This is a genomic window from Bradyrhizobium hipponense (genome assembly GCF_008123965.1).
GTDB lineage: Bacteria > Pseudomonadota > Alphaproteobacteria > Rhizobiales > Xanthobacteraceae > Bradyrhizobium > Bradyrhizobium hipponense.
In genome coordinates, this window is sequence record NZ_VSTH01000153.1 from 13962 (window position 1) to 29326 (window position 15365).

The 15365-nt window shown below is 59.4% G+C and carries 12 protein-coding genes and 1 pseudogene; 5 read left to right on the top strand and 8 right to left on the bottom strand.

Going from position 1 to position 15365, the window contains the following annotated elements; genetic code table 11:
• Positions 1-13: 13 nt before the first annotated feature.
• From thrC to FXV83_RS35845, 7 genes are all read right to left on the bottom strand, one after another.
• Positions 14-1441 (bottom strand): threonine synthase, encoded by a 1428-nt coding sequence (thrC, locus tag FXV83_RS35815; protein WP_148744252.1) that lies wholly within the window; start codon positions 1439-1441, stop codon positions 14-16.
• 86 nt (positions 1442-1527) lie between these two features.
• The gene (locus tag FXV83_RS35820) at positions 1528-2838 is read right to left on the bottom strand and encodes an NAD(P)/FAD-dependent oxidoreductase (RefSeq protein WP_148744253.1); all 1311 of its coding nucleotides are present in this window, start codon (positions 2836-2838) and stop codon (positions 1528-1530) included.
• Between the two features lie 158 nt (positions 2839-2996).
• Positions 2997-3875 (bottom strand): ABC transporter permease, encoded by an 879-nt coding sequence (locus FXV83_RS35825; RefSeq protein WP_148744254.1) that lies wholly within the window; start codon positions 3873-3875, stop codon positions 2997-2999.
• 34 nt (positions 3876-3909) lie between these two features.
• A complete protein-coding gene (locus FXV83_RS35830) occupies positions 3910-4860 on the bottom strand; it encodes an ABC transporter permease (RefSeq protein WP_148744255.1) in 951 nt (316 codons plus the stop codon).
• Between the two features lie 75 nt (positions 4861-4935).
• Positions 4936-6600, bottom strand: a complete 1665-nt coding sequence (locus FXV83_RS35835) for a peptide ABC transporter substrate-binding protein (protein WP_148744256.1) — start codon at positions 6598-6600, stop codon at positions 4936-4938.
• Positions 6597-8300, bottom strand: a complete 1704-nt coding sequence (locus FXV83_RS35840) for an ABC transporter ATP-binding protein (protein ID WP_148744257.1) — start codon at positions 8298-8300, stop codon at positions 6597-6599. Before FXV83_RS35840 ends, FXV83_RS35835 begins: the two co-directional genes overlap by 4 nt.
• A 103-nt stretch (positions 8301-8403) precedes the next feature.
• Positions 8404-8592 (bottom strand): hypothetical protein, encoded by a 189-nt coding sequence (locus FXV83_RS35845; RefSeq protein ID WP_148744258.1) that lies wholly within the window; start codon positions 8590-8592, stop codon positions 8404-8406.
• Between the two features lie 465 nt (positions 8593-9057).
• On the opposite strand from FXV83_RS35845, the gene FXV83_RS35850 reads away from it, so the two are divergent.
• Positions 9058-10383, top strand: a complete 1326-nt coding sequence (locus FXV83_RS35850; RefSeq protein WP_148744259.1) for an NAD(P)/FAD-dependent oxidoreductase — start codon at positions 9058-9060, stop codon at positions 10381-10383.
• A 297-nt stretch (positions 10384-10680) separates the two neighbouring features.
• Entirely contained in the window at positions 10681-11157 is a 477-nt protein-coding gene (locus FXV83_RS35855) for an Lrp/AsnC family transcriptional regulator (protein ID WP_148744262.1), read from the top strand.
• Positions 11158-11273: 116 nt separating this feature from the next.
• Here FXV83_RS35855 and FXV83_RS35860 read toward each other — a convergent pair whose 3' ends face one another.
• Positions 11274-12650: an aspartate aminotransferase family protein gene (locus FXV83_RS35860; protein ID WP_148744260.1), complete on the bottom strand. Its 1377-nt coding sequence runs from the start codon at positions 12648-12650 to the stop codon at positions 11274-11276.
• Between the two features lie 315 nt (positions 12651-12965).
• Between FXV83_RS35860 and FXV83_RS35865 the strand changes: the two genes are divergently transcribed.
• The 3 genes and pseudogenes from FXV83_RS35865 to FXV83_RS35875 form a co-directional block, all read left to right on the top strand.
• Positions 12966-13655, top strand: a complete 690-nt coding sequence (locus FXV83_RS35865) for a haloacid dehalogenase type II (RefSeq protein WP_148744261.1) — start codon at positions 12966-12968, stop codon at positions 13653-13655.
• Positions 13656-13811: 156 nt separating this feature from the next.
• A complete protein-coding gene (locus FXV83_RS35870) occupies positions 13812-14504 on the top strand; it encodes an aspartate/glutamate racemase family protein (RefSeq protein ID WP_430648969.1) in 693 nt (230 codons plus the stop codon).
• Positions 14505-14723: 219 nt separating this feature from the next.
• Positions 14724-15231 (top strand): annotated as a pseudogene (locus FXV83_RS35875) (IS5 family transposase); the annotation flags it as partial.
• Positions 15232-15365 lie beyond the last annotated feature (134 nt).

Genomic DNA, 15365 nt, shown 5'->3' on the forward strand with positions numbered 1-15365 from the left:
CGGAAATCGACGTTCAGCAGGTCGCAGCTTGCACGACGTCGGCGATGTAGTTCTTCACAGTCTGTGCATCCGGGGGAAGGACTTTGACTCGCCTCGGCAGGTCTTCTATTCCATCGAACCGTTGCGGACGATCCGGCTGCCGGCCCAACGCTTCCCTCATCGTCGCAGCGAATTTGATTGGCTGTGCAGTTTCGAGCACAAGCATCGGCGTCTCAGGGGCTGTGTGTATGCGCCCGACCGTCAGACCATCTGCCGTGTGGGGATCGACCACGGTGTTGTAGCGGCCCCACGTGTCACGGATCGTCGCCAGCCGATCGGCATGGGTGCTCTTGCCGCTGCGGAAGCCAAAACGCGTCGCCGCCGTTACAAACCTGGGATCACCACTAAGATCGAACGAGCCTCGTTCTCTGAGTTCGTCGTCAAACAGCGATTTCGTCCGACTGGCGTCGCGGTCGAGCAAGTCGAAGACGAAACGCTCGAGATTTGATGCCTTGGAAATGTCCATGGAAGGGCTCGATGTTTCGAGCGTGTCAGCTCGGCTTCGGACGCGATACACGCCGGTGCGGAAAAACTCGTCGAGCACGTCGTTTTCGTTGGTCGCAAGGACTAGTCGGGATATTGGAAGTCCCATCATGCGCGCGACATGACCAGCGCAGATGTTTCCGAAGTTTCCTGAAGGCACGGTAACGTCAACGCCTGCTGACCTCCCTTCTGAGGCTTGAAAATAACCGGAAAAGTAATAGACGACCTGCGCTACTATTCGGACCCAGTTGATCGAATTGACAGCACCGATCCTATGTCGTCGTTTGAATTCCAGATCGCTGGACACCCGCTTCACAATGTCCTGGCAATCGTCGAACACCCCGTCTATCGCGATGTTGTGGATGTTGTCGTCCTGCAGGCTGAACATCTGAGCTTGCTGAAAGGCGCTCATCCGCCCGTGGGGCGACATCATGAAGACCCTCACCCCTTTCTTCCCGCGCATTGCGTATTCTGCAGCGCTCCCGGTGTCGCCACTGGTCGCCCCAAGAATGTTCAATTCCTCATGCCGGCGCGCCAGTTCGTACTCGATCAGATTGCCAAGCAACTGCATGGCCATGTCCTTGAACGCCAGAGTAGGACCGTTCGACAATTGCTGAAGGTAAAGCCCCGTGTCCAGCTTTCGCAGCGGCGTGATATCAGGGCTTCCAAAGATCTCCGGCATATAGGTCTTTTCGCAGATTGCCTTCAGGTCGGCGGGCGGAATATCGCTGACGTAGAGCGACAGGACCTCGAAGGCCAAGCTGGGGTAAGACAAGGCACGCCACGCATCCAGCATAGTGTCGTCCACATGGGGGTAGGTCTCAGGTACGTACAGCCCTCCATCCTGGGCGAGACCTTCAAGCAATGTCTCACAGAACTGTTTGCGACCTGAATGGCCGCGCGTGGATACGTAGTGCATCGATGCTCTTCCTTCGGGAGGCGGCGGTGCCGCTCGGTGCATGCCTGACATGTAGCTTCGAGAATGCCCGATAGCGCTTCCGGTCATCAGCGGCGGTCGCGCCACAGCGCGAACCGATCCTGCATCCGATATCCCCAGATCATGGCGGGCATGAACCAGGGGTCGCCACGATAAAGCGGGATGGAGGCCGGCGGACGGAAGTCGAAGGCCGTGCGCGCGCGCTCGTGGTTTCCCATGAGCTTGTGGGCCGCATGCATACCGATCCAGGGCGCCCAGACCACGCCTGAACCGCAGAACCCGCTGGCATAGACCACACCGTCCTTTTCGAAGATGCGCGGCAGCATGTCACGATTCATGGCCACATTGCCGAACCAGCTATGCGAAAGGCGAACACTCTCCAGTTCCGGGAAAAGGTTCGCCAGCCCCTTGCGCAGCATGAGCTTCGGAGCCACCGGGTTGCCGACACGAGAACTGTCGCGGCCCCCCAACAGGATACGTGTGCCGTCGGGCGATGGGCGGTAATAGAACCCGACTTGGCGGTTCTCGGTCATCATCATGCGTTTCGGCATCAGCCGCGCCATGACGTCAGGTGCGAGCTCCTCGGTTGCAATGATCCGGCTGCGAACCGGGACCAGCCTGCGGCGCAGGAAGGGAACGGCACCATCGGTATAGCCATTCGTGCAAACCAGCACCTGACGCGCCTGCACCGATCCGGCCGAGGTCACGACGCCGAAGCCGGAGCCATCCCTCTCGATCGAGATGACGGGCGTGCGTGCATGGACCGCGACTCCCGAGGCGAGCGCCACGCGAAGAAGTTCAGCGTGAAATTTCGCCGGATGTAGCCCACCGATGTCCAGCCGGACCGTGCCACCACGGTAGACGTCGGTGCCGGTGTAACTGCGCTGCTCCGCATAGGGAACGGCGTAAGACTCGATCCGCAGCCTCTTCGCTAGTGTCTCAGCGCTGCGCGCCATCGTTTCGTACTGCTCATATCCGAACGCGCCCTTGAACTGCCCGACCAGCTGGAAATCGCAGGCGAGCCCTTCGGTCTTGATGAAATCGTAAAGGAATTCACGCGCGATCTTGCCCTCCGCCTCGATCGCCTGCGCCTTCTCTTCGCCAAACCGTCGGGTGATCGTCGCGTAATCCGGCCGAATGGTTCCGCTGGTTATTCCACCGTTGCGCGTCGACGCTCCTTCGCCCGGATTCATCGCGTCAAAGGCCGCAACCGAGCGTCCCTCGCGGGCCAGCACCAACCCGGCCGAAAGGCCGGCATAGCCAGCGCCCACGATCAGCACGTCGAGTTTCTTGGGAACAGTCTGTTGGGGCAGCGGCTTAAGCGGTGAGGCTTCCCACCAGTAGGGTGTATCCTTCTCGGCGGCTCTCGGCTCGTGCATTTAGCTGACTTCTCGTGTGTTAAAGGGTGGCCTGGATTACTGACAAGATGGGTGATGATCAGCCAACGCGACGCTTGCGACCATCGCGCTCGTCACGAAATTCTGCTGCATAGCTTTCAACGCTCTCCCGCCACTCACATCGCATTGATCTCAAGCTCTCAAATGTGGTCGTCTCTAACGTCGAGCGCATCGCGCAGTCCGTCGCCGATGAAGTTGAAGCTGGTCACTGCGATCGTGATTGCGGCGCCTGGAATGATGGCAAGCCATGGCGCGCTGGCCAGATACTGCTGGGCGCCGTTGAGCATGTTTCCCCAGCTGGGCAGCGGCGGTTGGATGCCGTAACCGAGGAAGCTGATGTAGGCTTCCAGAAGAATTGCGCGGGCAACGGTCAAGCTCGCGGCCACGATGATCGGACCCGTGGCATTGGGCAGGATCTCGCGAAGCATGATATGCCTGCCGCTCAGCCCCACCATGCGCGCAGCATGGACAAACTCGCGCTCGCGCAGCGAGCGGACCTCGGCCTCGACAATTCTGGCAACCTCCATCCAGCTCGTGACAGCGATGATGATAGTGATCATCACCGGGCTGGGCCGGAGCGTAGCGGCCAACGCAAGCACGAGGAAAATCGATGGGAAGGAAAGAAAGCCATCCACCGTGCGCATCAGCGCCGCTCCTATCCAGCCGCCGCGATAGCCCGCGGTTACGCCGACGAACGTTCCGATCAGCGTTGACAACAACATTGCGGAGAATCCCACCAGCAGCGAGACACGCCCGGCCATCAACAATCGTACAGCCAAGTCTCGCCCCAACGGGTCGGTGCCGAAATAATGGTGACCACTCAGCGGAGGAGCAAAGCGGGCGCGCAGATCTATATGGAGCGAGTCGTAAGGCAAGGCATAAGGGCCGAAGACGCACGCCAACACGAGCACGGCGATCATCGCGATTCCGAGGAGCGCTAGATGGTGGCGCATGAAGCGGCGCACCCCACGGTTGTGCCACCAGCGGGCTGGGGTTAGGTTCGCGGCGATAGCGGTCATAACTGGGCTCCTGTTAGCGGCACGACCTGCGTCTTCAGCTGAGACGAATGCGCGGATCGACAAAAGCGACAAGGACGTCGGCGACCAGATTGCCCAGCACGACCAGGATGGCTGAGAATATCAACAACCCCATGACCATCGGATAGTCACTGTAGCCGAGGCTGTCGAGGAACAGCCGCCCCATTCCCGGCCAGGTAAAGATGGTCTCAGTGACCAACGCGCCGGTCAGAATGCTGGGCAGCTGCACCCCTGCCAGCGTGATCATCGGCAACAGTGCATTACCGACGACATGCTTCAGCAGGATGCGGCGCTCACTTAGTCCCTTGGCGCGAGCCGTCTTGACGAAATCCTGGCTTAGCGCATCGAGGGTTGCGGTGCGCATGTAGCGGCTCCAGATCGCGACATGAACCAGAGATAGCACCAAGCTGGGCAAGATCAGATGATGCAAGTAGTCCAGCACCGAGCCGTCGCCGATTGTGTACATGTTTCCTGCAGGCACCCAACCAAGCTTCAGCGTGAAGATATAGATGCCGATGAGGCCGAACCAGAAGGTCGGGACCGACAGCGCGACCATGGCGCCGACCGTCGCGCAATAGTCGAAGAGGGAATAGCGGTGGGTGGCACTGCGGATTCCGATCCAGGAACCAATGGCGATGGCTAGTGACGTGGAGGTACCCATGAGCAGCAGCGTAGCGAAGAGATGACGCCCAATCACCGCCAGCACCGGCGCGCCGTCGCGGAAAGAGTGTCCCCAGTCGCCCTGAACCAGCCGCCAAGCCCAGTCAAAATACTGAATCCACAGCGGCCGGTTCAGCCCTAGCTGCTCTGCCAATCGCTCAATGTCCTTCTGGGTCATGCCAGGATCAAGCCCGAACTGCGCGAGAGGACCGCCCGGCATGAAGTTGAGGACCGTGAAGCCGATCATCGAGACGATCACCAGCAGCACGATGCTCTGCGAGAAGCGATTAAGCAGGAACCCGGACATTCGAGTCTCCAGTTTACCTTGATAGTGCTACTTCATCGCCGTCCACTGGCCATGGAAGCCTCGTGCGGCACTGCATCAGCTCGCCCAGTACCAAGCCAGCGCGTTCCAGGATTCGGTGCGCGTGTTCACGTTCGGCACGGCGCCGGAAATCCCTTTCTTGTTACCTTGGACCGCGTTGCTCTGGTACAGCGGAAGGAAGGGCAGGTCGCGACGGACAAGCTCTTGTACCCGATGGTAGATCGAGCGCCGCGCTTCCGGATCGAAGCTGCGAGCCCCTTTGTCGAGCAAGGCATCGACCTCTGGATTTGAATACTGCGCATTGTTCGAACCACGCCCGCCCTTCGCTCCAATCGAACGCGAGTGCAAGCGATTGGTAACGTCCGGGTCAGCGCCGATCAGATACGTGCTGCCGACTATCACGGAATCGAATTTCGATTGCTGCCAGAACTCGCCCCACATCACGGCGGCGGGCAAGTTCGATATCTTCATCTCGACGCCCAACTGAGCAAATGTCTGCTGTAAGAACTGCTGCACCTGCTCGCGAAGCGGATCGCCCGAAGTGGTCGAGTTGGCGAAGGACAGGAGGACGCCGCTTTTCGCACGAATGCCGTCCCGCCCGGGCGCCCAGCCGGCTTGGTCCAGGATCTGGCGCGCGCGGTTCAGGTTGAATTCGTGCAGCGGCAGTTTGGGATTAAAGTATAAGGACTGCCTCGGCATGAAGGTCTCGGTCGGGGTCGGTACTCCGTAATAGAGCCCCTGGATGATCGACTCCTTGTCGATCGCCGCGTAGAGTGCCTCGCGAACTGCAAGCTCCTTGAACTGTGGACGTTCCAGGTTCAGGTAGAAGGACTCGAATGAAGCCCGTGGCACCAGTGTCACCACGCGGTTCGGCAGGCCCCGGGCTTCCCCGCAATGGTCAGGCGTGATGTAGGGCTGGCCCACAAGGTCCACGTCGCCGCTCTTGAATTGGGTATAGAGGACCGTGAGGTCGGGAATGTACTTGAAGACCAGCCTCTCGATGTGAGGGCCCTCTCCGAAATAATCGGGATTAGCGACCAGCTCGAGATGATCGCCGGCCACTCGCTGGCTCCACTTGAACGGGCCGGTGCCGACCGGCGCCTGGTTGAAGGCGGCGTTGTTTGGATTGGCCTCCTTCTCGAGGACGTGCTTGGGCACGATGAAGGTCTCGGTCAGGAACGACAGATATGGCGCAAAGGCCTCCTCCATTCGCCACGTGATCTCGGTGGGCGAGATCACCGTGATGTCGCGCACGAGCGCATGCCCGGCCGTGCGCCAGCTCCGAAAGTTGGGATTGGTGATCAGTTCGAGGGTGAACTTCACATCCTCGGCCGTGAAAGGCTTGCCATCGTGCCAGCGGACATTGTCACGCAGACGGATGCGCCATTTGAGACCGTCCTCCGAAATGCCGCCGTTCTTTAGGTTCGGTACTTCGACGGCAAGATTGGGCTGAATCTCGCCTTTTGGGTCGATGCGGAAGAGCGCGTCGAAAACCGAGAAATGCACACCATCATCGACTTCAATGTGTGCCATCAGCGGATTGAAGACGGTCGGCTCTTGTCCAAGTCCTACGATGATGCGACCGGTCGGTTTGGCGGGAGCCTTCTGAGCGAAGGCGGGTGTACCCAACAGACCTGGTGCAGCGAGGCCGGCAGCCCCAGCCACCATCAGTCGAAGTGCATTGCGCCGTGAATAGCTCGATCCGAAATAAACTTCCGTCATAACCTCTCCTCGTTCTTGGCTATGTCCCGCCAGTGTTCATTGACTCCCGCGAGCGCGCGAGCGCCTCTTGGCTGCTCGCCGGGGATGGCAGCGACGAGTTCGCGCGTGTAGGCGGATTTCGGGTCTAGGAAGATCTGCGACGGCGGTCCGCGTTCGACGATCTGTCCTCGATGCATGACGGCGATCTCATCGCAAATCTGGCTGGCGACGCGCAGATCATGCGTGATGAAGACCATCGATACGCCAGTCTCCCGCTGGATCTGGTCCAGCAACTTCAGGATCTGGGCCTGGATCGACACGTCAAGCGCTGAGACGGCTTCGTCGGCGATCAGCAGTTTTGGTTTGAACATCAGCGCCCGTGCGATGCCGATGCGCTGGCGCTGACCGCCCGAGAATTCGTGCGGATAGCGGCCAAAAGTTCCTGCATCCAGGCCGACATGGGACAGGAGCTCCCGCGCCTGCTCACATGCCTCCTTGTGAGGCACCCCGTGCGCAATCGGACCAACTGTCAGAATCTGGCCGATCGTCGAACGCGGATTGAGCGAGGCGAATGGATCTTGGAAGATCATTTGGATCTTTGGCCGCAGCGGCCGAAATTGGGCTTCGGAAAGCTCGGCGACGTCTCGTCCCTCGAACAGAATGGCGCCGCTGTCGCTGTCCAGGAGCTTGATCAACAGGCGGCCGAGCGACGATTTGCCGGAACCGCTTTCTCCGACAACGCCCAGCGTGCGTCCCGGCGCAAGGTCGAACGTAACCCCGTTGACGGCGGGCACGATCCGCTGCGTACGGAAAAGTGGACTCCCACTACGATAGGTCTTGACCAGACATTCGACCTTCAGGATGGAGGCCTGGGCTGCAGCTTCCGCTGGAATGCGGTCCTTGCCGGTCAGATGCGGCACGGCCGCGATCAGGCGGCGCGTATAGAGGTGACTGGGCGACTTCAATACCTGCTCGGCGCTGCCCCGTTCTACGCAGCGCCCCTTTTCCATCACCACAACCGCATCGGCAATCTCCGCGACAACCCCGAAGTCATGGGTAATGAACATCACGCTCATTCCCTTGCGGCGCTGAATGTCGCGGATCAGGTGGAGGATCTGCGCTTGGGTCGTCACGTCGAGTGCTGTTGTCGGTTCATCCGCGATCAGGATCGCGGGCTCCAGAGCCAGAGCCATCGCGATCATCACCCGCTGCCGCTGCCCGCCCGAAAGCCGGAATGGATACTGGTGATACATGAGTTGCGGATCGGGCAGACCCACTTCAGACAACAAGTCTATGGCGCGGCTGCGACGGGATTTCGGGCTGCCGACCGCGTGTGCAGCCATCACCTCCTCGATCTGCTCGCCGACCGTCATCAGCGGATTGAGCGCGGAGAGCGGGTCTTGAAAGATCATCGACACGACCCGGCCGCGGAGGTCGCGCAGCCTGTCCGACGAGAGTCCTACGAGGTTCGTCCCTTCAAGGAAGATTGCCCCTGAGGAAGCCCGGATCGTCTTGGGCAAGAGCCCCATGATGGCATTGGCTGTAACCGACTTGCCCGATCCGGATTCCCCAATGATGCACAAGATCTGACCGCGCTTCAGATCAAAGGAGACGTTCTCGACGGCGTGCACCCGCTCCATCCCCGCCGGCAAGCTCACGGTCAGGTCGCGCACTGAGAGTGCCACATCTTCGGAGGCAACAGTCTGGGGAGCAGAGGCCATTTGAACAGTCTCCCCTTTCAATCGCGTCGGGTCATCCTGCTGCGGATTGGCTCTTCGTCCCCTTTTGTCCCCGTAACGCTCGGACAGGTCAAAAATTCGCCGCTCATTTTGCCATTCCCTGTTCGGAGACTGCGACATGATTCAGAGCTTTCTGCTCAACAGGAAAAAGCTGTCGCTCAGGCCAAAGCATCGGACGAGCGGCCAACTCGATCACTGAATCGAAGTTCGTGGAGCTACCAGTGCGATCCAGCTTGATTGCTCCTGCGAAGGTCTGTTCCTGGACAAGGCTCATCCAGCTTCCCTTTAGAACTTCTGCCGTTGATCGACATTGACCCGGCATTTACGAGTTTGACTGCTTCAATCACCCCGGAGTCGCCGAAACGCGCCTTACGAGCAGCAGGAAGTTCTGAAAACGAAGTGCCATTTGGCATTTCAGTCTGCGCCGCCAAACGTCGGAGATCAATTACCCGAGGTGGACCAGATCGAGATTGCCGCCGCGACGAGAACTCTCAGGCGGCCTGCCTTTTGCGCACAAGCGCACTATCGTTGTGCACGGCACGTCTAGCCCCACGTGCTCGAAGCGCTTGAGGCCCTGGTGCTGTGGCGAATGAGGTCGGCGCGAGCAATCTGTTCTCGCAACAATAGCCTGAACAGAAGGCAGCAAACCGCAGGAAATTCCGTGTAATCACAAATGCCCACAGGGCACCTGCCGCGACTCCTCGGCTACGATATGTCAAACGCTGGGAGTCCTCGCCTCATGAGTGCGCCGCTCATCCATATCGAATCAAGCCTGTCCCTGCCTCGCGAGGCAGACGTCGTCATCATCGGTGGCGGCGTGGTGGGCGTGTTCACGGGCCACTATCTCGCCCGTCGCGGCGTTAAGGTCGCCTTGCTGGAAAAGGGCCGTGTTGCCGCGGAGCAGTCCAGCCGCAACTGGGGATGGTGCCGGCAACAGAACCGCGATGCGCGCGAGCTACCGATCGCAATGAAAAGTCTCGATCTCTGGAAGAGAATAGCGCAGGAATCCGGCGAAGATACGGGTTTCCGCCGCTGCGGGCTTCTCTATCTCTCGAACGACGACAAGGAGCTGACAGGCTGGGCGAAGTGGCGCGATTTTGCAAAGACGCTCGGCGTTACGACGCACATGCTGAGCGCGGAAGAGGCGAGCGAGAGAGGCAAAGCGACCGGTCGTAAATGGAAAGGCGGGGTGTTCTCGCCAACTGATGGAACGGCAGACCCTTCAAAGGCCGTGCCCGCCGCAGCGCGCGCGATGATGGCGGCAGGCGGCACCGTGCACCAGCATTGCGCCGCTCGCGGCATCGAACTCAGTGCCGGTCGGGTGAGCGGGGTGGTGACCGAAGCGGGCGCGATCCGGACGAAGACGGTGGTGCTTGCAGGAGGCGCCTGGGCTTCTTCCTTCTGCAACCAGCTCGGAATCCGGTTCCCGCAGGCCTCGGTGCGCCAGTCGATTCTCGCCCTGGCTCCCGGCGCAGCCGGTCTGCCTGATGCCCTGCACACCGCACTCGTGTCGCTTACGCGACGCAGCAACGGCGGCTACACTGCGGCAATCGGCGGGCGTGCGCGCGTCGATCCAACGCCGCAGCAATTCAGGTTCGCTCGCGAGTTCGTGCCCATGTTCGCCCGCCGCTGGCGCAGTCTCGCCCCTGGAGCATTCGAGGGGATACGCGGCGGCCATGAGTCCTTGTCCAAATGGGCGCTCGACGAAGTGACACCAATGGAGCTGAACCGGACGCTCAATCCCCGCCCCGACTTGCGGCAGATTCGGGCGACATATCAAAGAGCTTGCGAGTTGCTGCCGGATCTTCGGCGTATCGCAATCTCCAATACGTGGGCGGGCTACATCGACAGCACACCGGACGGCGTTCCGGCAATCGGTGAACTGGAGGCTATTCCAGGCTTCATCCTCGCAGCGGGCTTCAGCGGCCACGGCTTCGGGATTGGTCCGGGCGCCGGGCATATGATTGCCGATATCATTACGGGCAGCGAGCCGATCGTCGACCCGCGTCCGTACAGCCCAGAACGTCTGAAAACGGGTTCGTGGGGCAAGGTCGCCGAGTTCTGATGAGCCGGTTGGGCCGGATCGGACGAGAAGCTAGCCGCTGCCGATCCGTGAATGCCGATCTCAGATGGGACAAGCTGCCAGTTAATGCTATGAAACTGCGCATGACGCTGAAGCCTCAGTGCCTCGACACCGCTCTGGCCGCCAATCGTCAGGCGGACGCATCGCGAGATGTTTCCGGCGCGCCAGCGGCCGGCCTGGCGCCGGTCGCCAGTATGGGCCCGAGTGGCGGCGTATCTCGCAACAGATGGCGCACCTTGTCGGCCAGGCGATCCAAGCCGCAAACTGAATGGCAGCCCTATGAAGCTCGATAAGATCGACATAAGGATTTTATGCGAACTGCAGAAGAATGGACGGATTTCCAACGTCGAGCTTGCAGAGCTGATCAACCTTTCTCCGAGCCCATGTCTGATGCGCGTCAAAAGACTGCAGTCGGAGGGCTTCATAACCGGATATTCCGCCCAGATCGACGCTTCCAAGCTCGGACAAACTCTGACTGTGTTCGCCGAGATCACGCTCAAAAATCATCGGCAGATCGATTTCGCTCGCTTTCTCACGACCATCGAAAAGATAGATTCGGTCGTCGAATGCCATCTGGTTTCGGGCGGATATGACTACCTCGTGAAGTTTATCACAGCGGGAATCAGCGAATATCAGGCGCTGATGGAACGTCTCGTCGAAATGGATATCGGCATCGATAAGTACTTCAGCTTTGTCGTGCTGAAGTCCCCAATCGTGAAATCTCACCTGCCTCTCGAAAGCATATTCAATAGCTGAGAAATGGCTTCTGACCTGGCGATGGCGCTTGGCCGATTGCCGCACCAACTCTGCTCGAGACCATGCACGTCCAGCGTACCAAGGTGGAACTGGACGCGGCATCTCGGTACAACAAATCAACCTTTCATCGCCGCACGGATGTCCGGATCTTCGAGCGTTTGGTCGAGGGTCATCCGCGTTCGTTCGATGATCCCATCGATATCGTCATTCGTGCAGCAGAGCGGTGGAGCATAGCCCAGCACACCCTGGGCAAAGGCGCGGATGACGAGGCCATTGTCCCATGCCCGATCGAAGATGCGGCGAGCCGGGTCGGCTTGCGCCGGCAGAGGTGTCTTGCGATGCTTGTCGGTGACCAGCTCGATTGCGGCCAGCATGCCGCGACCACGGACATCGCCAACAAGTGGATGATCGGCAAGCGAGCGAAGGCCCTCCATCAGGCGGCGTCCGGCCTTGCGGCCATTTTCCAGCAAGCCATTCTCGTAAAGGTCTAAGCACGCGAGCCCGACCGCCGCACTAACCGGATGTGCGGAATAGGTGTAGCCATGACCGATGGCCATCTTGCCGGCGCCGTCCGCAATCGTGTCATAAACGCGGTCAGACATGAAAACGGCACCCATCGGCACATAGCCCGACGTCAAACCCTTCGCCGTGGTCATGAAGTCCGGCACGACATCGTCCTCTTCACAGGCGAAGAACGGGCCGACACGGCCAAAGCCAGTGATGACCTCATCGGCAACGAACAGAATATCGTTCTCCTTGCAAACCGCGTGCATGGATTTCAGCCAAGACGGCGGCGGCACGAGGACGCCCCCTGACCCCTGAATCGGCTCGATATAAAAAGCCGCAATGCGATCTGCGCCCAGTTCGGCGATCTTCGCTCGCAGGGCCGCGACCGACGCATCAATGATAGCCTGCGGATGGGAGCCGACAGGATTGCGGTAGGCATAGTGCGACGGAATCTTGTGCTGCCAGTTATAGGGCACACCGAAGCCTACATGAAAGGCCGGCAGCGCTGTCAACCCGGACCCGGCCGTCGAGGACCCGTGATAGCCTTGCTCGACAGAGATGAACTGGTCCTTCTGCGGCAAACCCTCGGCATGATGGTAGTACCGAATGAAGCGGATCGTGCTGTCGATGGCATCGGAACCACCCAGCGTGAAATAGACATGGTTCAGATCGCCGGGCGCCAATTCAGCCAGCCTGGCGGCCAGACGAATGGCCGGCTCGGAGCCCAACCCGAAATACCCTGTCGCATAGGGCAGTTCACGCAGCTGCCTCGTGGCTGCTTCAACGATGCTGTCTTGTCCGTACCCGGCATTGACACACCACAGGCCTGCAAAGCCGTCGAGCAATTGATGTCCCGAGGCATCGGTCAGGGTCGCGCCTTTCGCCGATCTTAGCACCCGCACACCTGACGTCTCATGGTTGCGGTAAGACGAGACCGGGTGAACCAGATGTGCGCGATCCAGTTCGATCAGCGAATTGATCAACATTTCGGCCTCCATATCAACCTGAAAGGCAAAGTAGGATATCGAGGTCAGCAGTTGCTCCTAGGCAGCACCTGGACCAAAGGAGTTTTGACTTTCGTTGGTGATCGATGCCGCATCTTATGCCGGAGCAGGTCCGGCGCGTGGCGGTGCAGCTCAACTCGAAAGGTTGTTTGGCCCAACTCTCTGCCAAAGCTTCGATCCGATACGACACAATCTGCTTCCGGCTCCACCGAAAGCGGCGCTTTATCTTACGGGATGCTCATTATGATGCCCGTCGTACCGGCGCGCAGTGGCGAGAGGATGGGAGGATTCCACACCATGACGAAGTTCCGACCGAAATACATCACTTTCGATTGCTACGGCACGCTGACACATTTCGACATGGCCGGTGCGGCACGGAGAGTCTATGGCTCTCAGCTATCCACCGCAGCGATGGCAGGGTTCATCAAGGATTTCGCGGCCTATCGCCTGGACGAGGTTCTTGGCGCGTGGAAGCCGTACTTCGAGGTCGTGCATAATTCGGTAGAGCGCACGTGCAGGCGCAACGGTGTCGCATTTCGGCCGGAGGACGCCCAGCGCATCAATGAAGAGATCCACACATGGGGTCCACATGCCGACGTCCCGGCGGGCCTGGCCAAGGTTGCCAGGGAGATACCGCTGGTCATCCTGTCGAACTCAATGAAGAACCTCATCATGTCGAACGTCGAAAAGCTCGGCGCGCCCTTCCACATGGTCATCACGGCCGAGGAGACCGGCGCCTACAAGCCGCACATGAAGGGCTTCGAGTACATGCTCGACAAGCTGGGCTGCGGCCCGGAAGATATCACCCACGTCTCCTCCTCCTTCCGGTACGACCTGATGACGGCCTACGACCTGGGCATCAGGAGCAAGGTATGGGTGAACCGCGGTCATGAGCCCGCGAACCCCTTCTATCAATACACGGAGGTGGATGGTATCGGCGGGCTCGCCGCGGCGGTCGGATTGGAGCCTCTTCGAAAGAGCGCGTGAATGCGTATCCTTCTCGGGCCCTCTCGCGGCACTTCAGAACTTCGAAAACTTCAATAGAGATCGATGAAAAGCCGCCAGAAGAGGATTCTCACGCTGCACCAGGTTGATGAACTGGTCCAAACATCCACTTCCGCCAACTCAGCTCTCAGCGACTAGATGGAAAATCGTATGTCGTTTCAAAGTACCAGAGGTTCCGCCAGAACGGTGGCCTTCATCCATACGGTTTCCGGCGTCGTTTCCGAGTTCGAGGGCCTCGCCAAAGAACATTTGCCCGACTGGAGGCCGTTCGCGATCCTCGACGAGAGCCTCTTGAGAAATACCATTGAGTGCGGGTCGCTCTCCGATCTGACGAAACGAAGGCTCGCTACCTACGTATGGTCGGCAGCCGACGCCGGGGCAGATGCGATTGTCGTCACATGTTCGACTCTCGGACCGGCAGTCGATGACATTGTGGCGCTCTGCCCTGTGCCGCTGTTCCGTATTGATGAAGGCATGGCCAAAGCCGCTGTCGGGCATGGAAACCGCATAGGCGTCCTAGCGACCTTGTCCACAACGCTGGTGCCGACAGTGGATCTGCTGAAGCGCCAGGCATGCGAGGCGGGCAAGGATATAGCGATCGACCATGTGCTTGTTCAGGGAGCGTTTCAACTCCTCGCCGATGGGGACGTCGAAGCCCATGACGCGCAAATCCGTCAAGCTCTCGAAGAGTTGTCGCAGAAGGTCGATGTGGTCGTTTTTGCGCAGGCCTCGATGGCTCGTGCAGTGCGGGGCACGGCCCACAGTCTTCCAGTTCTGACAAGCCCCGCCCTTGGGCTTGAAAACGTGAAACGGCGTTTAGAGCAGCGATAGGACCAGGTGGGAGAGGCTGCAAATGGTTCACCATCTTCGAAAAATATCGATTGCAGCACCTGTAACGGACTGATTAGGACATGAAAAAGCCCCTTCGTCGCGCTCGTCAAAAGCGACTGCATTGACGTCGACGTTTCCGATGCCGCTATTCAGCAGTTGAGCGGCTTGTGGAACTGCCGGACGCCCATGATTCAAGCTCCTAATCTGGGGTATCGAATCATGCGCTACGAACTCGCCGATTATGAATGGGTTGCCATCAAGCCAATGCTACCGAACACGCCCCGTGGCGTTCCTCGGGTGAATGACCATCGTGTCTTGAATGGCATATTCTGGGTCTTGCGATCCAGAGCGCCTTCGCGCGATTTTCCGCAAGCGTTTAGTCCCCACACCACTTGCTACAACCGCTTCGTTCACTGGCGAGGAGCCGGCGTCTGGAGCCGTATCATAGATGGACTTGCCTCTGCCCATGACGCCGCTGTCCAGATGATCGACACTTCCATTGTCCGCGTACATCGGCATGGAGCCTGCATCACCAGGAACCAGCGCCAATCGATGGGAAGATCACGCGGCGGTTTGACCAGCAAAATTCATGCGGTGGTCGATAGCGATAGTCTGCCAGTACCGCTGGCGCTGAGCGCCGGCGAGGCGCACGACGTTCGACTTGCCAGAAAACTGCTCTCTCGCCTGAAATCCGGGTCAATGCTGCTGCGCCGACCGTGGGTACGAACAGAAACCCGAAGCCCTTCAAATGGACCAAGTCCGCAGACCAGATATTGGCTTCCGTCAAACGCTTCTGCCACAAAGCCCAGAAGACTTTATGTGGCGAACTTTAGATTCACGTGACTAGACGATCGATTCCAT